This window comes from Reyranella sp., from assembly GCF_965249915.1.
Lineage (GTDB): Bacteria > Pseudomonadota > Alphaproteobacteria > Reyranellales > Reyranellaceae > Reyranella.
Window position 1 is genome coordinate 3,664,128 of record NZ_OZ252257.1, and the last position, 17,048, is coordinate 3,681,175.

General features: G+C 66.3%; 13 protein-coding genes. 6 read left to right on the plus strand and 7 right to left on the minus strand.

Going from position 1 to position 17,048, the window contains the following annotated elements; translation table 11 throughout:
* Positions 1 to 14: 14 nt before the first annotated feature.
* Both ACP15H_RS18155 and urtA read right to left on the minus strand, forming a co-directional pair.
* Positions 15 to 545 carry a hypothetical protein gene (locus tag ACP15H_RS18155; RefSeq protein WP_425067556.1) on the minus strand — a complete coding sequence of 177 codons (531 nt, stop codon included), beginning with the start codon at positions 543 to 545 and terminating at the stop codon, positions 15 to 17.
* 44 nt (positions 546 to 589) lie between these two features.
* Complete coding sequence (urtA, locus tag ACP15H_RS18160) at positions 590 to 1,891, minus strand: urea ABC transporter substrate-binding protein (protein WP_425067557.1); 1,302 nt, start codon at positions 1,889 to 1,891, stop codon at positions 590 to 592.
* Positions 1,892 to 2,256: 365 nt separating this feature from the next.
* Between urtA and ACP15H_RS18165 the strand changes: the two genes are divergently transcribed.
* A complete protein-coding gene (locus ACP15H_RS18165) occupies positions 2,257 to 4,854 on the plus strand; it encodes an aminotransferase class I/II-fold pyridoxal phosphate-dependent enzyme (RefSeq protein ID WP_425067558.1) in 2,598 nt (865 codons plus the stop codon).
* A gap of 4 nt (positions 4,855 to 4,858) precedes the next feature.
* Here ACP15H_RS18165 and ACP15H_RS18170 read toward each other — a convergent pair whose 3' ends face one another.
* On the minus strand, positions 4,859 to 5,440 hold the full coding sequence (locus ACP15H_RS18170; RefSeq protein WP_425067559.1) for a hypothetical protein: 582 nt from the start codon (positions 5,438 to 5,440) through the stop codon (positions 4,859 to 4,861).
* Between the two features lie 86 nt (positions 5,441 to 5,526).
* On the opposite strand from ACP15H_RS18170, the gene ACP15H_RS18175 reads away from it, so the two are divergent.
* Positions 5,527 to 7,905, plus strand: a complete 2,379-nt coding sequence (locus tag ACP15H_RS18175; RefSeq protein ID WP_425067560.1) for a DUF6600 domain-containing protein — start codon at positions 5,527 to 5,529, stop codon at positions 7,903 to 7,905.
* 35 nt (positions 7,906 to 7,940) lie between these two features.
* On the opposite strand, the gene ACP15H_RS18180 is transcribed toward ACP15H_RS18175, so the two are convergent.
* Positions 7,941 to 8,855 carry a D-2-hydroxyacid dehydrogenase gene (locus ACP15H_RS18180; RefSeq protein WP_425067561.1) on the minus strand — a complete coding sequence of 305 codons (915 nt, stop codon included), beginning with the start codon at positions 8,853 to 8,855 and terminating at the stop codon, positions 7,941 to 7,943.
* A 112-nt stretch (positions 8,856 to 8,967) separates the two neighbouring features.
* Here ACP15H_RS18180 and ACP15H_RS18185 point away from each other — a divergent pair, with 112 nt between their 5' ends.
* From ACP15H_RS18185 to ACP15H_RS18195, 3 genes are read left to right on the plus strand one after another with little or no spacing between them, the layout of a single operon-like run.
* Complete coding sequence (locus tag ACP15H_RS18185) at positions 8,968 to 9,816, plus strand: HpcH/HpaI aldolase family protein (protein ID WP_425067562.1); 849 nt, start codon at positions 8,968 to 8,970, stop codon at positions 9,814 to 9,816.
* Positions 9,817 to 9,832: 16 nt separating this feature from the next.
* Positions 9,833 to 11,917 carry a S9 family peptidase gene (locus tag ACP15H_RS18190; protein ID WP_425067563.1) on the plus strand — a complete coding sequence of 695 codons (2,085 nt, stop codon included), beginning with the start codon at positions 9,833 to 9,835 and terminating at the stop codon, positions 11,915 to 11,917.
* The gene (locus tag ACP15H_RS18195) at positions 11,914 to 13,077 is read left to right on the plus strand and encodes a serine hydrolase domain-containing protein (protein ID WP_425067564.1); all 1,164 of its coding nucleotides are present in this window, start codon (positions 11,914 to 11,916) and stop codon (positions 13,075 to 13,077) included. The genes ACP15H_RS18190 and ACP15H_RS18195 overlap by 4 nt, the downstream gene beginning before the upstream one ends.
* A gap of 88 nt (positions 13,078 to 13,165) precedes the next feature.
* On the opposite strand, the gene ACP15H_RS18200 is transcribed toward ACP15H_RS18195, so the two are convergent.
* Entirely contained in the window at positions 13,166 to 14,404 is a 1,239-nt protein-coding gene (locus tag ACP15H_RS18200) for an adenylate/guanylate cyclase domain-containing protein (RefSeq protein ID WP_425067565.1), read from the minus strand.
* A gap of 87 nt (positions 14,405 to 14,491) precedes the next feature.
* Between ACP15H_RS18200 and ACP15H_RS18205 the strand changes: the two genes are divergently transcribed.
* A complete protein-coding gene (locus ACP15H_RS18205) occupies positions 14,492 to 15,283 on the plus strand; it encodes a pentapeptide repeat-containing protein (protein ID WP_425067566.1) in 792 nt (263 codons plus the stop codon).
* A gap of 4 nt (positions 15,284 to 15,287) precedes the next feature.
* Here the strand turns inward: ACP15H_RS18205 and ACP15H_RS18210 are convergent, their stop codons facing one another.
* Both ACP15H_RS18210 and ACP15H_RS18215 read right to left on the minus strand, forming a co-directional pair.
* The gene (locus tag ACP15H_RS18210) at positions 15,288 to 16,202 is read right to left on the minus strand and encodes a polysaccharide deacetylase family protein (RefSeq protein ID WP_425067567.1); all 915 of its coding nucleotides are present in this window, start codon (positions 16,200 to 16,202) and stop codon (positions 15,288 to 15,290) included.
* A gap of 2 nt (positions 16,203 to 16,204) precedes the next feature.
* A complete protein-coding gene (locus tag ACP15H_RS18215) occupies positions 16,205 to 17,047 on the minus strand; it encodes a phytanoyl-CoA dioxygenase family protein (RefSeq protein ID WP_425067568.1) in 843 nt (280 codons plus the stop codon).
* Between the last annotated feature and the right edge of the window lies 1 nt (position 17,048).

Genomic DNA, 17,048 nt, shown 5'->3' on the forward strand with positions numbered 1-17,048 from the left:
CCTCGCCACGACGGTCACACTTCTAGCGGGGTTCGGTCCAGCTCTCCCCAAAAGGCGAGCGCCGATGTGCTGAAGGGGCGGCCTTCCCGCTCGCCCGGCCAGGGCTTGCCGCGGGCCTGCTGGCCGTTCAGCGTGAGCCGGCCGGACAGCGCTGGGACAAGCACGGTGCAGACGCCGTAGGGCCGCGGGTTCGGCTCCTGGTTGGGCTCGGTGTGAATCAGCAGCGGATCGCCGATATCGTGCCAGGTGAGCGCGATCTCGCCATCGGCCGCCGACACGTATTCGGTCCAGAAGTAGCGCGGGTCGCCCGCCTTGCTGAAGTCGGCGTCGATCACCGGAATCGACAGGTCCTTCAGCTCCGGATTGAGCATCCCCTGCACGGTCTGCTGCAACCAGCGCGCCATGGCGAGGTTGTCGGAATAGCCGTCGTCACCTGGACCCACGACGAGCACGTCCGCCGCGACAGCTACACCGAACTCGCCAAGATGTTCGACGAGCCTCCAGGCGATCGGGCAAAAAGAATGGCAGCCCTTGCGAGCTGCCATTCCCCTTTCACCACGGGACGAGCGGGCGTCCTGTGCGGATCAGATCACTGCGGTGCGGCGGCCGCGTACTTCGGCGTCGTGCAACCGCCGCAAACCCACGGCCATGCCCAATCGGCAATCCGGCCGGCGTTTGCCTCGACATAGGGGCTCCACGCCTTGGGCGGCATCGCCTTGCTCTGGTAGACGATGGCGAACTGGCCATCGCCCTGGATCTCGCCGATCATCACCGGCTTGGCCATGTGATGATTGGATCCCATCGTCACCTCGAAGCCCGAGGGCGACTTGACCTTCTGACCGGTCATTGCCTGCCGGACCGCATCGACGTTGGTCGTGCCCGCCTGCTGCACCGCCTGCACCCACATGTTGAAGAGGATGTAGGCCGACTCCATCGGATCGTTGGTCACGCGCTTCGGATTCTTGGCGTAGGCCCGCCACTTGGCGACGAAGGACTTGTTGTCGGGATTGTCGACAGACTGGAAGTAGCTCCAGGCCGCGAGATGGCCCACCAGCGGCTTGGTATCGACGCCGGCCAGTTCCTCCTCGCCCACCGAGAAGGCCATGACGGGAATGTCCTTCGCCTTGATGCCCTGGTTGCCGAGCTCCTTGTAGAAGGGAACGTTGGCATCGCCGTTGACCGTCGAGATGACGGCGGTCTTCTTGCCGGACGAGCCGAACTTCTTGATGGCGGCAACCTCGGTCTGCCAGTCGGCGAAGCCGAACGGCGTATAGTTCTCCATGATGTCTTCCTCCTTCACCCCCTTCTTCTGCAGATAGGCGCGGATGATCTTGTTGGACGTGCGCGGATAGACGTAGTCCGTGCCTTCGAGCACGAACCGCTTCACCTCGCCGCCGTCCTTGCTCATCAGATAGTCGACGGCCGGGATCGCCTTGTTGTCGGGAACGGAGCTGCCGTAGAAGATGTTGTAAGAGGCTTCCTCACCCTCGTATTCGAGCGGATAGAAGAGAAGGCCATTGAGCTCCTCGAACACCGGCAGCACCGACTTGCGGCTGACCGACGTCCAGCAGCCGAACACGGCAACCACCTTGTCCTTGACCAGCAGTTCGCGCGCCTTCTCTGCGAACAGCGGCCAGTTCGACGCCGGGTCGACCACCACCGCCTCGACCTTCTTGCCCAGCAGGCCGCCCCTGGCGTTGAGGTCCGCGACCTGCATCAGCATCAGATCCTTGAGGATGGTCTCGCTGATCGCCATCGTTCCCGACAGCGAATGAAGGATGCCGATCTTGATCGTTTCCGGCGCCTGGGCCTGGGCCTGTCCGCCAAGGCCGCAGGCCATGAGCAGCACCCCGCCCACCGCCCCCATCCAGGAATTTCGTGCCTTTCTCATATGCTCTCTCCTCAGTTCGCGTTGCAGGAAGAGAGGCCCCCGCCTCTCTGGTCATCCGTGAGTGGCCCCAGCATGCGGGTGCAGGGACAAAGACCTGAGAGCCACAGTGGGGAAATGCGGGGGTGCCAGTCGGCATGAGGCATGAAGCGCGCAGTGGCGTCTCTTTGATCACCATGTCGACAGCAAGCGTTCGCACTCGGGCAAATCTGCCGACTTATTGGGCGTACTGGCCGTGCGCGCGGGTACGATGGCTCCAGATTGCGCCACCAGGACAGGGCCAGTTGCGCTTCTGGACGCCTCGACTTTTGATCAACTGGACCGATCGGCAGCGCTGGCCTTGGCACCTCTTCTGCAAGCCCTCGAGGATGCAAATCCCGCTGCTTCTCGATCGCTCCCGGCCGGCCACGCTGGCTGCGCAAATCGTTGAGCAACTCCGCGACGCCATCGTGCAACGCCGCATCGCGCCCGGCGCCCGCATGCCGTCCTCGCGCAAACTCGCGGCCCAACTCGATGTGTCGCGCAACACCGTGGTCCGCGCCTACGAATGGCTGATGATCGAGAGCTACGTCGAAGGGCGCCGGGCCTCCGGCATGTTCGCAGCAAGCCATCCGCCCGAGCACACGCCACGGACGGTCGCCAGGACAGCATTCGCAGCCGATATGAGCGGCCTCTCCCCGATGCCGCTCCCCTCGGTGCCGATCCGCGCGCAAGACCTGGTGGCCAAGAACCGCAACCGGCTGGCCGTCGATTTCTTCCCCGGCCGGCCCAGCGTCGGACTGTTCCCGCTCAAGACGTGGCGCCGTCTCCTTCAGGCGAGCCTGTCTCATGGCGGCGCCACGGGCCTGTCGCAGTATGCCGATCCCGCCGGTCTCGCGGTCCTGCGCACGGCGATCGCGGGCCATGTCGCGGCTGCGCGCGGCATCGTCGCGGACGTCAATCGGGTCGTCGTGACCGGCGGCGTGCAGGAAGGCATCAGCCTTGCAGCTCGCCTGTTCCTGAGCCCCGGCACGGTCAGCGTGATCGAGGATCCCTGCTATCAGGGCGCCCGCTTCGCCCTCGAAGCCCATGGCGCACAGGTCATCGGCGTTCCCGTCGATTCGGAGGGCATTGTCACCGATGCGCTGCCGCAGTTCCCAGCGGCTCTCGTCTTCGTGACACCATCGCATCAATATCCGACCGGCCATGTCATGTCGCTCGAACGGCGTCATGCCCTGATCGCCTGGGCGCGCCGCACCGGGTGCTACATTCTCGAGGACGATTGCGACGGTGATTTCTGCTACGAAGGCTCGCCGCTGCCGTCGATCGCTTCGCTGGCACCCGATTGCACCCTTTACCTGGGCACGTTCTCGAAGTCGCTCGGCGCCGGACTTCGCCTCGGTTACCTCGTCGTGCCGGAGCCGCTCGCCGTCGCGGTGCGCAACGCCAAGGCGCTGCTGAACAACGGCAATTCCTGGCTCGACCAGGCCGCCCTTGCCGAGATGATCCGCAGCGGCAGCTATGCCGCCCATCTCGCGCGCATCCGGGTCCGCTACAAGGAAAGCCGCGACGCTCTGCTCCTGGCCTTGCGGCGGCAATTCGGCGGTGCCGAAATCAGCGGCGCATCGACCGGTCTGCACCTTCTCTGGCGGCTGCCGGTTGGTGTACCGGACGCGCCTGTCCTCGAAGAGATCGCGCGTCGCGCGCGGGTCGGCGTCTACTCGATGGCAGGAGGCGGCGCCTACGACGCCACCGATTCCGATCTCGCGCGCCGAGGCGTCCTGTTGGGCTACGCGGCTCTCATGCCGCGCCAGATCGAGCAGGGGATCGCGCGCCTCTCCGAGGCGATCGACGATGCCCTCGAACTACCGAGCGTCGACCTGCCTGCGGCGTCCACTGCGACCGGCCATCTGGCTCCTCGTTTTCCGCAACAGCCGGCTCTACGTCGGCCAGTCGCCCCTCGGGCAAGCTCGGGCTCGGACGATCCAATCAAGAGCCGAATTCCGATGCCCGTCGTGAGCAACATCTACCGCTATCCGATCAAGGGCCTCAGCCCCCAGCGCGTGACCGACGTGGTCCTCCAGGCCGGGCATGCTTTCCCCCACGACCGGATGTTCGCGCTGGCGCGGCCCCGCAGCCCGATCGATGGGCACGTCACCAAATGGGCCAAGAAGGGCCTGTTCGTGATGCTGATGCTCGACGAGGCGCTGGCCCGGGTGCGCACGCATCTCGACGTCGAGACGCTCGATTTCACCATTCGGGAAGGCAGCCGGCAGCTCCTCGCCGTCAATCTCGCCAGCGAGAAAGGGCGCAACGACGTCGAGGCATTTTTCCAGCAGCTCGTGCCCACCCTGAACGGCACGCCACGGCTGGTGCGCGCCGAGACAGGCGGCCATTTCATGGACAAGCCGGACAAGATCATATCGTTGATCAATCTCGCGACCGTTCGTGCCCTCGAAGAGCAGTGGGGAGTCGAGGTCGATCCGCTGCGCTTTCGCGCCAACATCTACATCGACGGCCTCCAGCCCTGGGAGGAATTCGAGTGGATCGGGCGAGACATCGTCGTCGGCGATGCCGTGATGCGCGTGGATCGGCGGAACGGACGATGCGGCGCGACCAACGTCAATCCGCAGAATGGCCGTCGCGACCTCGATATTCCGACCTCTTTGCGGACCGCGTTCGGCCACAAGGACCTGGGCGTCTATCTGGTTACGCGCAAGACAGGCAGCATCAGCGTCGGCGCCCCGGTGACCGTGCCGCTCGGCCATCCACACCAACAAGGGGCCGCGCCGGTGCCCGCGCCTTCGCCGCCCGAGCGGCGCTTCATCTGCCGGGGCTGCTACTATGTCTACGAGGAGGCCCAGGGCCTGCCGCAGCAAGGCTTTCCGCCCGGCACGTCCTTTTCAGCCTTGCCAACGACCTGGCAATGCCCTGACTGCGGCACCGAAAAGGGTACCTTCCGCCCGATGGTGCAGAGCGCCGCCTGAAGCGTTACCGCGGCTCCGTCCAGCTCTCCGAGAAGGCCAATGCCGATGTGCTGAAGGGGCGGCCTTCGCGCTCGCGCGGCCAGGGCTTGCCGCGGGCCTGCTGGCCGTTCAGCGTGAGCCGGCCGGACAGCGCGGGGACAAGCACGGTGCAGACGCCGTAGGGCCGCGGGTTCGGCTCCTGGTTGGGCTCGGTGTGGATCAGCAGAGGATCGCCGATATCGTGCCAGGTGAGCGCGATCTCGGCGTCGGCCGCCGAGACATACTCGGTCCAGAAGTAGCGCGGGTCGCCCGACTTGCTGAAGTCGGCGTCGATCACTGGAATCGACAGGTCCTTCAGCTCCGGATTGAGCATTCCCTGCACGGTCTGTTGCAGCCAGCGCGCCATGGCGATGTTGTCGGAATAGATTCGCCAGTGGCCGTGCGTCAGCTCGCTCTTCAGGTAGAGCACGTTCCCGGGGCCCGCCGGGCAGAACAGGATCCGCCAGTAGCTGGCATCGGTCGAATTGGGATCGCCGTCCTTCTCGCTGAGGCGAAGGAACGGGTTCTCGCCGGTCAGGACGACGCGGTGCGGGTCGGCGACGCTCATCTTCTCTCCCCCTGTGTTTCTCTCCACGCGCGCAACCGCGATAGCGGCTGGGCGTTCACGAGACCTAGCCTAGCAGGAGGTCCCGTATGGGCGAAGTGTTTGGACGCACGACGATGAAGGTTCTGGCCGGTTTCGTCGGAGCTTCCCTGATCACCTGCACCGTCTTCGCGCAGACTCAAAACGACCCGCCGGGCCGCGTCGGGCGTCTCGCTTATGTCGAGGGCACGGTTTCGTTCCACGATGACGAGGAGAATGGCTGGAGCAAGGCTGTCGTCAACACGCCCCTGACGACCGGCGACGCCCTGTGGACCGAGCCCAATTCCCGCAGCGAAGTGTCGCTCGCCGGCACGCGCATCCGCATGGACGGGTCCACCGAGCTCGACATGACGCAGATCGACGACCGGCAGGTCCGCCTGCAACTGGCGCAGGGCCGGGTCGATGTGAAGACAACCACGCAGATGGAGGCCACGCAGCCCTACGAGATCGTGACGCCACGCGGGACGATCACGCTGCAGCAGCAGGGTGACTACTATGTCGAGGCGGGCTCCCAGCAGGACCCGACGCGCCTCGGCGTGCGCGCGGGCGCGGCCCAGATTCAGGGCCTGAACGGCCAGACTCTGGCGGTGCGGCCGGGTGAAGTCGGCGAAGTCTACGGCGACGGCTCATCGATGCAGCTCAAGACCGTGAGAGCGGCCCCGCCAGCCCCGGCCGCCTCGTGGGCGGCCCGCGACCGGCAGGTGGTGTACGACCAGCAGCCGCAATACCTGCCGGCCGGCATGACCGGCTACGAGGACCTCAACGGCTACGGCAACTGGGTGAACGACGGCAGTTACGGCCAGGTCTGGGTACCTCGCTCCACCCCGGCCGATTGGGCACCCTATCGCACCGGCCACTGGTCCTACGTGAAGCCGTGGGGCTGGACCTGGATCGACGAACAGCCTTGGGGCTTCGCGCCCTATCACTATGGCCGCTGGGCCAACAGCAACAACCGCTGGGTCTGGGTCCCGCCGCAGCGGGAGGAGCGCCCGGTCTACGCGCCGGCGCTGGTCGCCTTCGTGGGCGGCCTCGAATTGGCAGCGCAGCTCGGCAACCAGGGCCGCAATGCCGGACCGGTAGGCTGGTTCCCCCTCGGACCGCGCGAGGTCTACGTCCCGCCCTATTCGACCAATCGCGACTACTATCAGCGCATCAACCGCGCCGCGCGCATCCAGGATCGCGAACTCCAGGAACGTTGGGAGCGTGCGCAACGCCGCGAGGCTTTCGTCGCGGGCCAGAATCCCGTGCTGGCGAACCAGCGTTTCGCGACGATCGTGCCGTCGCAGGCCTTCGTTCGCTCGCAGCCCGTCCAGCGCGCCGCCCTGAAGGTCACGGCCGATCAGATCGCGAAGGCGGCCGTTGCGCCCATCTCCGCACCGCCGGCCCCGACCGCTTCCATCGCCACCGTGGCCGATGGCAAGGCCAACGCGCGGCCGACCGACGACAAGTCGGCGGCCGGGCCCAAGGGCCAGGCGGACGCGCAGGCCAAGGGGCCTGAGGCTTCGGTAGCCAAGACCGCCGTGGCGGACATGCAGACCCTGGCCAAGCCCAAGGCGGCCGAAGGCGAGAAGAAGCCTGTCGCCCCGGGTCCGAAGATCGCCTCGACCGACAGCAAGGCGGCGACCGGCGACAAGGCCGATGGCAAGACGGCCAAGCCGACGGCACCGCCCCTGCAGCCGCGTCAGGGCGCTGCCCCGCCCGCCCTCAAGGAGACGGACAAGGCGGCCCCCGAGCAGGCCAAGCAGGAGTCGGGAAAGCCGGAACCGGCGAAACAGGAGCCTGGCAAGGTGGCAGCGCCGTCGCAGAAGGAGGCCGCCCCAGCGCCCCCGAAGCCCGCCCTGGCCACGCCTGATCCGTCGCCGTCAAAGCGCGATGACACCAAGCGTGACGAGCCGAAGCAGGCCGCTCCCGCCACCGAGAAGTCGGCCGAGCCGCAATCCCGTCAGGAAGAGCGCAAGCAGGCGGTACCCGATCAGCAGAAGCCGAACGGGGCGCCGCAGCCGAAGCAGGATGAGCCGAAACAGGCCGCGCCGCAGCGGGCACCTGCCGCCACTCCCCAGTCGCGACAGGAAGAGCCCCGGGAGGCTGCTCCGCAGCCCGCGCCGAAATCCGAGGCTGCTCCCCGTCAGGAGGCGCCCCGCCAGGCCGCGCCGCAGCAAGCGCCCAAGCCTGAGGCTGCCCCCCGTCAGGAAGCGCCTCGGCAGGCCGCTCCGGCCCCGCAGCCGCGGGCCGAGCCGCAACAGCCGCCGCAGCAGGCTCAGCCCCAGCGCCCGCAGCCTCAGCCACAACAGCAGCAGGCTCCCAAGGATCGGGAGACGCGTGCGCCGGCCCCGCAGCAGCAGCAGATTGCCCAGCCGCCGAAGGCCGAGCCGCAACAACAGCAGCCGCAGCCTCAGCGGAACAACAACAACAAGAAGGACAAGGACTAGCGCGTCCTTCTTGAACGCAGGCTTGGAGCCTCGGCCTACAGAACCTGGTTGCGGAGCGTTGTCTCGCCCCGCCACAGGCGGTCGAGGTTTTCGATCAGGATGTCGATGACGTTGTCTTCATAGGCACGGGTTTCGCCGGCCGTATGCGGGGTGATGAAGACATTTGGCATCGTCCAGAGGGGCGATGCCGCCGGCAGCGGTTCCTCGGCGGTGACGTCCAGTGCCGCCGCCCAGATCTTGTTGCCTTGCATGGTGCCAATCAGCGCCGCCTCATCAGCGACCTTGCCGCGAGCGACGTTCACGAAGACCGATGACGGCTTCATGGCCGCGAAAGCGGCTGCACTCATCAGGCCGGTGGTCTCGGGCGTCAGCGCGCAGGTCAGCGCCACGATGTCGGCTTGTGGGACGAGCTTCACCAGGTCGTCCATGGCATGGATTTCGTCGGCCCCATTCGTTCCGGCCTTGGGATCGCGGCGGATGCCGATCACCTTCATGTCGAAGGCCTTGGCGAGCTTGGCGAGATGGCTGCCGATCCGGCCCATGCCGACGATCAACAGTGTCTTTCCGCCCAGCTCGTCCTCGCGCTGGGTTAGGTCGCCCAGCATGCCCCGCCACACCTTCTTGTGCTGGTTGTCGCGCGCCTCGGGCAGCCGGCGGAAGACCGCGAGGATCAGGGCCAGCGCGTGTTCGGCCACGGCGCGGGCGTTGACGCCGGCGGCGCTTGCCAGGCGAATGCCCTTGGCGCCCAGCAACTCCTTTGAATACTGGTCCATGCCGGAGCTGATGGACTGGACGAACTTCAGCTTCGTGGCGTGGGGGATGATGTCGTTCTTCCACATGCCCGAGGCCGAGACGACATCGGCCTCGCCGACCCTCTGCACGAACTCGTCGTAGCTGCGCACCTGGAAGCTGTTGATGCCGGTATTCCGGGCATCGAACCGCGCCTTCATCTGGTATGCCGCATGCGCGAAGCAGATTGTCAGCTTATCTCTCGTCGGAAACATGGAACTCCCCCTGCACAAGGTGCCACACTAGCCCGAACGACCACCCTGGGGGAACAAGATGAGCCGCAATCCGCTTCGCGAACGCCTGAACGAGGGCAAGCCCACTCTCGGCACGCACATCCTGTCGGCGTGGCCGACGCTGGTGGAGCTGATCGGCCATTCCAAACAGTACGACTATGTGGAATTCACCGCCGAGTACGCGCCCTTCACCATGCACGACCTCGACAATCTCGGCCGCTCGTTCGAGCTGATGGGCATGTCGGGCATGATCAAGATCGAGCAGACCCAGTACACGCACCAGGCCATGCGGGCGATCGGCTCGGGCTTCCAGAGTGTGCTGTTCGCCGACATCCGCTCGGTTGAGGATGCCAAGGCCGCAGTCGACGCGGTCCGCGCGGAAACCACGATGGCCCAGGGCGCGCGCGGCCGCGGGCGCCTCGGCGTCGGGATGCGCCGCGACGTCGGGACGGTGCGCACCGGCGGCTCGCCCGCCTATGTCGATGCGCTGAACGAGGTGGTGATCGCCATCATGGTGGAGAAGAAGTCCTGCGTGGACGATCTCGACCGCATCCTCGACGTGCCGGGCCTCGACATGGTGCAGTTCGGCGCCTCGGACTTTTCCATGAGCATCGGCCTGACCGGCCAGGCCAACCACCCCGACGTAGTGGCGGCCGAGAAGAAGACGATCGAGACGGCGCTGAAGAAGGGCCTGCATCCCCGCGTCGAGCTGCGCGATCCCAGCCAGGCCGCCAAGTATCTGGACATGGGCGTGAAGCATTTCTGCATCGGCTGGGACGTCCGCATCCTCGCCGACTGGTGGGACACCAAGGGCGCCGAGATGCGCGGCCTGCTGGGCGATAAGCCCGCGGCGCCGGCCAAGGCGCCCGCAAAGGCCGGAAACTACTAACCTCTGCGAGTTCCCCATGAAGCCACCGATCGCGCCGCGACACCCGTCGCGCCGCACCCTGCACGGCGTCACGATCACCGACGACTATGCGTGGCTGAAGGACGAGAAGTGGCAGGAGGTGCTGCGCGACCCGTCCCTGCTCGATCCCGAGATCCGCGCCTATGTCGAGGCCGAGAACACCTATGCCGAGGAGAGGCTCGGCCCTACGCAGGCGCTTCAGAAGACGCTGGTCGCGGAGATGCGCGGCCGCATCAAGGAAGACGATTCGAGCGTGCCCACGCCGGACGGGCCGTTTTCCTATCTCTGGAAGTTCCGCGAAGGCGGCCAGCACCAGCAGATCGGCCGGACGCCGCGCGACGGCGGCGAGATGCAGACGATCCTCGACGGCGACGCGCTGGCCAGGACGTCGGAGTACTTCAAGTTCGGCGGCACGCGGCATTCGCCAGACCACCGGCTCGAGGCGTGGAGCGCCGACCTGCGCGGCTCGGAATACTTCACCCTGCGCATCCGGCGCTGGGATACCGCAGAGGACCTACCGGATATTCTGACGGAGACGAGCGGCATCGTCGTCTGGGGCCGCGATTCCTCGTTCTTCTTCTACGTCCAGGTCGACGACAATCATCGTCCGCTGAAGGTCTACCGACACAGGCTGGGCACGGCCCAGGCCGACGACGTCCTCGTGTACGAGGAGAAGGACACCGGCTGGTTCACCCGCATCGGCGAAAGCGCCAGCGGCCGCTTCTGCGTCATCTCGGGCGGCGACCACGACACGACCGAGGAACGGCTGATCGATCTCTCGAGCTCCGACGCCGAGCCACGCCTGATCGCGCCGCGCGAAAAGGGCGTGCGCTACAGTGTCGCCGATCGCGGCGACGAGCTGTTCATCCTCACCAACGAGGGCGGCGCCACCGATTTCAAGATCGTCACCGCGCCGCTCGCCGCTCCCGAGCGCGCCAACTGGCGCGAACTGGTGCCCCACCGGCCAGGCACGTACATCCTGGGCGTCGATCTCTATGCCGGGCATCTTGTCAGACTGGAGCGCTCCAACGCCCTGCCCTCGATCGTGATCCGTGATCTGGCGACCGGCGCCGAGCATAAGATCGCCTTCGACGAGACCGCCTACTCGCTCGACATGATCGGCGGGTACGAGTTCGACACGACGACCCTGCGTTTCGCCTATTCGTCGATGACGACGCCGGGCGAAGTCTACGACTACGACATGGCGACGCGGCAGCGGACCTTGCGCAAGCGCCAGGAGATTCCGTCCGGTCACGATCCCGCCGCCTATGTCACGACGCGCATCACGGCGATTGCGCACGACGGCGCCGAGGTGCCGGTGTCGATCCTGCATCGTCGCGACCTTGTACTCGACGGCCGCGCACCGCTGCTCCTCTACGGCTACGGCTCCTACGGCATGGCGATGCCCGCGTCCTTCTCGGCCAACCGCCTGTCGCTGGTCGATCGCGGTTTCGTCTATGCCATCGCCCATATCCGCGGCGGCTCCGACAAGGGCTGGTCGTGGTATCTCGACGGCAAGCGCGAGAAGAAAACCAACACGTTCGACGATTTCGTCGCGGCCGGTCGTGCCTTGATCCAGGCCCAATACACGTCGGCCGGACGCATCGTGGGCCACGGCGGCAGCGCCGGCGGCATGCTGATGGGCGCGGTCGCCAACCGGGCGCCCGACCTGTTTGCCGGCATCCTCGCCGAAGTACCCTTCGTGGACGTGCTGGCGACCATGCTCGACGACAAGCTGCCGCTCACCCCGCCGGAATGGCCCGAATGGGGCAATCCGATCACCGACGCGGCGGCCTTCAATTACATCCGCTCCTACTCGCCCTACGACAATGTGACGGCGCAGCACTATCCGGCGATCCTGGCGATGGCCGGCCTGACCGACCCGCGTGTCACCTACTGGGAGCCCGCCAAGTGGGTGGCGCGGCTGCGCGCGACCATGACGGGCGGGGGGCCGGTCATCCTGCACACCAACATGGGTGCGGGTCATGGCGGCGCGTCGGGCCGTTTCTCCCGCCTCGACGAGGTGGCGATAGGCTATGCCTTCGCGCTCGACACGGTTGGCCTTGCAGGAGTGAAATCATGAAGGCGCGCATCGACACGCTCCTGAGCGAAGCGGTACAGCGCGGCGACGTGCCCGGCGTCGCGGCCGTCGCGACCGACGGCAACGGCACGATCTACGAGGGCGGCTTCGGCAAGGCGATCCTGGGCCAGGATTCCGACATGACCCCCGACACCGTCTTGTGGATCGCGTCCATGACCAAGGCGGTGACCGGCGCGGTCGCCCTGCAGCAGGTCGAACGCGGCACCCTGAAACTCGATGCGCCGGCGAAGGACGTGATCCGCTATCTCGGCGAAGTAAAGGTGCTGGAAGGCTTCGATGCGGCAGGCGAGCCGCGCCTGCGCAAGCCCGCGCGCGACATCACGCTGCGTCATCTGCTGACGCATACCGCGGGCTTCGGCTACGACATCTGGAACCCGGAAATCCTGCGGTATCGCGAGGTCATGGACGTGCCGACCATCGGCACCGGGCTCGACACGTCACTGACGACGCCCCTGTTGTTCGACCCCGGCGCGCGCTGGCAATACGGAATCGGCATCGACTGGGCCGGCAAGATGGTCGAGGCCGTAACCGGCAAGAAGCTCGGCCAGGTGATGCACGACAATCTGTTCGGCCCCCTGGGCATGGACAGCACCGGCTTCCGCCTCACCCCGGCGATGCGCGCCCGCCTGGCCCGCGTCCATCACCGCAAGGCCGACGGCAGCCTGGTCGCCGACCTGAAACGCGAAGTCCCGCAGGATCCCGAATTCGAGGCGGGCGGCGGCGGGCTCTACTCGACGGCCAACGACTACCTGAAGTTCGTGCGCATGGTGCTGAACGACGGCAGGTCGGCGCGTGGCGACGTCGTGATGAAGCCCGAGACGGTCGATGCGATGGCGGCCAACGCGATGGGCGACTCGACGGTCTCCTTGCTCAAGACCGTGATGCCGGCCCTGTCGAACGATGCCGAGTTCTTCCCCGGTCTCCCCAAGCAATGGGGCCTGAGCTTCATGATCAACAACGAAGAAGCCCCGACCGGCCGCTCGGCCGGCAGCCTCTCCTGGGCCGGCCTGCCGAACACCTACTATTGGATCGACCGCAAGAAGCGCCTGGGCGGCGTCTACATGACCCAGATCCTGCCCTTCGCCGACGTGAAGTCGCTGCCGCTCTTCCACGCCTTCGAGAGCGCGGTTTACGGCCGCTGAGCCAAACACCCTGTCGTCCTAAGCGCAGCGAAGGACCTGGCGAATCGACCAAAGGACTGCGTGGCCGGCGCGAGATCCTTCGCTGCGCTCAGGATGACATTGGTGGCGTGCCGGCGAGGCCGAACAGCTCCGTGTCCTCGCGGACGCCGCGCAGGCGATGGCGGCCCAGTGAGACGAGCCGATCCCGGCTTGCGGCCGCCGCTTCGGCGAAGGCTTGCGACATCAGCAGCGCCTGGCCCAGCGGCTCGCACAGCGCCTCGATGCGCGAGGCCTCGTTGACCGCGGGCCCGATCACCGTGAAATCGAGCCGCGTGTCGGAGCCGACATTGCCGTAGAGCACGCGGCCGATATGCAGGGAGATGTCGAGCGCCGTCGCGGGTTGGCCGGCGGCTCGCCGCTCCACGTTCAGCGCATCGACGCGGGCCAGCACCTCTTCCGCCGCCGCGAGCGCCGCGGCGCAGACCTCGGCGCGATCGTGGAGGATCACGCCGAAGGCCGCCAGCATCCCGTCCCCCATGAACTTCAGGACCTCGCCGTCGCGTGTGACCACCGGCCGAACCATGCAGCTGAAGTAGTCGTCGAGCAGCGCGATCAGCTCACGGCCGGGCATCGTGTCGGCGAGCGCCGTGAAGCCCCTGAGGTCGGTGAGGAGCACCACGGCCTCGACACTCTGTGCCTCGCCGCGCAGCACGGTGCCGGAGAGCACGCGGCTCGCCGGGTCGTTGCCGAGATAGGCCGCCAGCAGGCCATGACCGATCCCGCGCAGACTCGTGGCCTTCACCGCGACGGCGAAAACCGGCAGCACCTCGCGCAGACAAGCAACATCCTCGTCACGAAAGCCGCCGGACCGATTCGTCGAGGCGGAGAAGACGAGCCACAGGCGCTCGGCGTGCTCGACCTCGGTCGGGCTGCCGACCTGCGGCGACAATTCGCCGAACGGCTGCACCCAGCCGATCCATTCGGTCATGCCGGTGGTGCGCAATTCCTCGAACACCGGGACGTCCGGCAACGCTTGATTCGTGTCGAAACGACAGCGTCGTTCGGCGATACCGTCGCGCAGCATCACCGCGAACGGGCTGTTGCGGACTTGCATCGAGTCGATCTCGGAATGAGCGATTTCGAAATGCTGGTTGACGCCCTCCGCCGCATCCCAGATCAGGCTGCGCGCCCGGATCAGGGGATGCAGCGTGTTCATACCGACGAACATCCGTTGAACCTCAAGGCCGGCCTCGTTGAGACGTCGGCCGAAGCCGTCGACCAGCTCCTCCAGCGGCATGTTGCGCAGACCTGCCTGGGCCAGCCATCCGGCGAGGGGGGCAGATTTCATCGACAGGGTCTCCGGGCATCGGTACATCGGTGGTCCGTGGGTAGCCACTCCCGTGGCAAGGATAGACCTCGAAGCAAGGGCACGCCTATGGCGAACACCGATCCCACGCAGAAGCCCCTTTGCCAGGACGACCTGAACGCGCGGCTGAAGACGGGCCGCTCCTTCGAGACCGAGGCCTTCACCTCCGCCGTCACGCTCGACGACATCGACCTGACGGAATGCCTGTTCACCGATTGCCTCTTCGATCTGCCGGCCGTCCGTGGCGCCGATTTCTCCGGAGCGCAGTTCAAGGGCTGCCGCTTTTCGCCGGGTCGGTTCGCAAGCTGCAAGTTCCCTGGCGCCCGATTTCAGGGCACCAACTTCTTTGACGCCGACCGGAAGAAGGGAAGCACCTTCGCCTTCTGCGATCTGCGGGACGTCGAGTCGGAAAAGTGCAATTTCTCGGTCAGCACCTTCGAACGCTGCGACATGCATGATTTCCGGGCTCGGGAATGCAGCTTCCGGGGCGTGCGCTTCCACGCCTCCACCTTCGCCAAAGCAATCTCGAAGAGGGTGATCGTCACCCGGGGGCGTTTCGAGGCCTGCAACTTCACCTTCACCGACTTCTCAGGTGTGTCGCTCGAAAGCTGCGAGTTCCTGACCTGCAAGTTCCTCGACACGGCCTTCTTCGACGTCAATCTCACCGACGCAATCATGCGCGACTGCACTCTCGACAAGGCCGAGTGGGAGCGGGCCAATCTGGCCCGCGCGGACTTTCGCGGCTCGACGATTTCCGGGCTGAACCTGGCCGTGTTGTCCGGCTACTCGGGGCTGATGATCGGCGAAAGCCAGCAGACGGAGCTTCTCGAACGGCTCGGCGTCTCGGTGCACCCCGACTAGAAGCCTAGGCCGGTGGCAGTACCATCGTGCCCTTCGGGAGCGCGGCGCAATGATCGTAGATGTCGCTCGGCCGCGTGAACCAGACCTTGTCCTTCTGCGGATGGTTCACGATGTGCTGCAGCGCCTCGCGCAGCGCCCGCAGCCGGTAGGGCTGGCCCACGATCATCGTATGGAGCGCGATGCCGCAGACCAGCGGCTGCTTCGCCGACTGCCGCAGCAGCTCCTCGAACTGGCCGATGATCATGTCGCGGAACTCCTCGCCGCTGTGATGGCGCACAAGGACCTGCGGGCTGTCGTTGACCTCGATCGGATAAGGCACGCTCATCAGCGGACCCGAGCGGGTCTTCATCCAGATCGGCTGGTCGTCGTTGGGCCAGTCCATCAGGAAGTCGTAACCGGTCTCCTTGAGCAGATCGGGCGTAACGCGCGTCGAAGCCATCCACGGCGCCATCCAACCGCGCGGCCGCTTGCCCGAGGCCTTCTCAATCGAATCGCTGATCTCCTGCAGGAAGCGCTTCTCGTCGGCCTCCCACATGCCGCCATGGCGCTCGGCATTGGTGCGGCCATGGCCAATGAACTCGTCGCCGCGGGCCTTCAGCGCGTCGACGATCTGCGGCGCATAGTCGAACACCGTCGTGTTGATCAGGTGCGCGGCGGGCAGGTTGAGTTCGTCGAACATTTCCAGCAGGCGCCACACGCCGACCCGGTTTCCATAGTCGCGCCACGCGAAGGTGCGCGGATCAGGCGGTGGATTGGCGACGGTGAGGAGATGCCCCTCGCCCGCGCCGAACGCGAAGTGCTCGATGTTGAGGCCGAGATAGACCGCGAGCCGCTTGCCCTCGGGCCACGAATAGTCCTTGCGCTCGGTGATCGGCGAATAGGGATAGCGGTCGTGATACGGCAGCTTGATCGTGTGCATTCCTACCTCTTGACGACCGCAATCTTGTTGTCGGTCTGCTCGGTGTTCATTCGCCGGAACCGGTCGACCGCCTCGGCATGGAAGGCCCGCTCCTCGGGTCCGGCTTCCTGCAGCGGCCGCCGCTCATCGTCGAAATGCCCATATCTGTCCTCGCCACGCACCAGCATGGCGCTGACCCGCGTCGACGACGTGCAACGCGCCGAGGTCGGGATGTAGCTGATGCCGAGCCCGATCCGCCGGTCGTTCGAGCGGTTGGGCCGCGAATTGTGCACGAGATGCGTGTGGTGCAGCGAGAACTGGCCGGCCTTCACCGGCATGAACGCCGTCCGGCTGCGATCGAAGTCGCCCGCCAGTTCCTGCCCGCGCGACAGAAGGTTCTCGGGGTCCTGCATCTCCGCGTGCGGCAGCTGGCCGAGCTTGTGCGATCCCGGCACGACCTCCATGCAGCCCGCCTCGACCGGCGCGTCGGAGAGGGCCACCCAGGCGGTGACGTGGCAGGCGGGTTCCAGCGCGAAGTAGGTCGCGTCCTGATGCCAGCTGACATAGGCGCCGGAGCCCGCGTCCTTGGGCCAGACGCTGAGATGGAACAGGCGGATGTCGGGACCGATCAGATCCTCGACCGCATCGAGCACCTCGGGGGAATGCACGATCTCGTCGACCCAGGGAAAGAGAAGATGCGGCTTGAAATTGTGGCCGCGCGTCAGCTTCTGGCCCTGGGCGCGCTCGAAGTCCTCGAGTCTGTCGCGCCATGCCCGCGTACGCTCGGTCGAGAACGCGTCGACCGGACAGACATAGCCGTCACGCTCATAGGCTTCGACCTGTTCGGGGGTGAGCTTCTTCGGCATG

Bases quoted from the DNA above. Each gene is read 5' to 3' on its own strand.
- ACP15H_RS18155 (WP_425067556.1), bottom strand. From the start codon at position 545: ATGGCAGCTCGCAAGGGCTGCCATTCTTTTTGCCCGATCGCCTGGAGG.
- urtA (WP_425067557.1), bottom strand. From the start codon at position 1,891: ATGAGAAAGGCACGAAATTCCTGGATGGGGGCGGTGGGCGGGGTGCTG.
- ACP15H_RS18165 (WP_425067558.1), top strand. From the start codon at position 2,257: ATGCAAATCCCGCTGCTTCTCGATCGCTCCCGGCCGGCCACGCTGGCT.
- ACP15H_RS18170 (WP_425067559.1), bottom strand. From the start codon at position 5,440: ATGAGCGTCGCCGACCCGCACCGCGTCGTCCTGACCGGCGAGAACCCG.
- ACP15H_RS18175 (WP_425067560.1), top strand. From the start codon at position 5,527: ATGGGCGAAGTGTTTGGACGCACGACGATGAAGGTTCTGGCCGGTTTC.
- ACP15H_RS18180 (WP_425067561.1), bottom strand. From the start codon at position 8,855: ATGAAGGCGCGGTTCGATGCCCGGAATACCGGCATCAACAGCTTCCAG.
- ACP15H_RS18185 (WP_425067562.1), top strand. From the start codon at position 8,968: ATGAGCCGCAATCCGCTTCGCGAACGCCTGAACGAGGGCAAGCCCACT.
- ACP15H_RS18190 (WP_425067563.1), top strand. From the start codon at position 9,833: ATGAAGCCACCGATCGCGCCGCGACACCCGTCGCGCCGCACCCTGCAC.
- ACP15H_RS18195 (WP_425067564.1), top strand. From the start codon at position 11,914: ATGAAGGCGCGCATCGACACGCTCCTGAGCGAAGCGGTACAGCGCGGC.
- ACP15H_RS18200 (WP_425067565.1), bottom strand. From the start codon at position 14,404: ATGAAATCTGCCCCCCTCGCCGGATGGCTGGCCCAGGCAGGTCTGCGC.
- ACP15H_RS18205 (WP_425067566.1), top strand. From the start codon at position 14,492: ATGGCGAACACCGATCCCACGCAGAAGCCCCTTTGCCAGGACGACCTG.
- ACP15H_RS18210 (WP_425067567.1), bottom strand. From the start codon at position 16,202: ATGCACACGATCAAGCTGCCGTATCACGACCGCTATCCCTATTCGCCG.
- ACP15H_RS18215 (WP_425067568.1), bottom strand. From the start codon at position 17,047: ATGCCGAAGAAGCTCACCCCCGAACAGGTCGAAGCCTATGAGCGTGAC.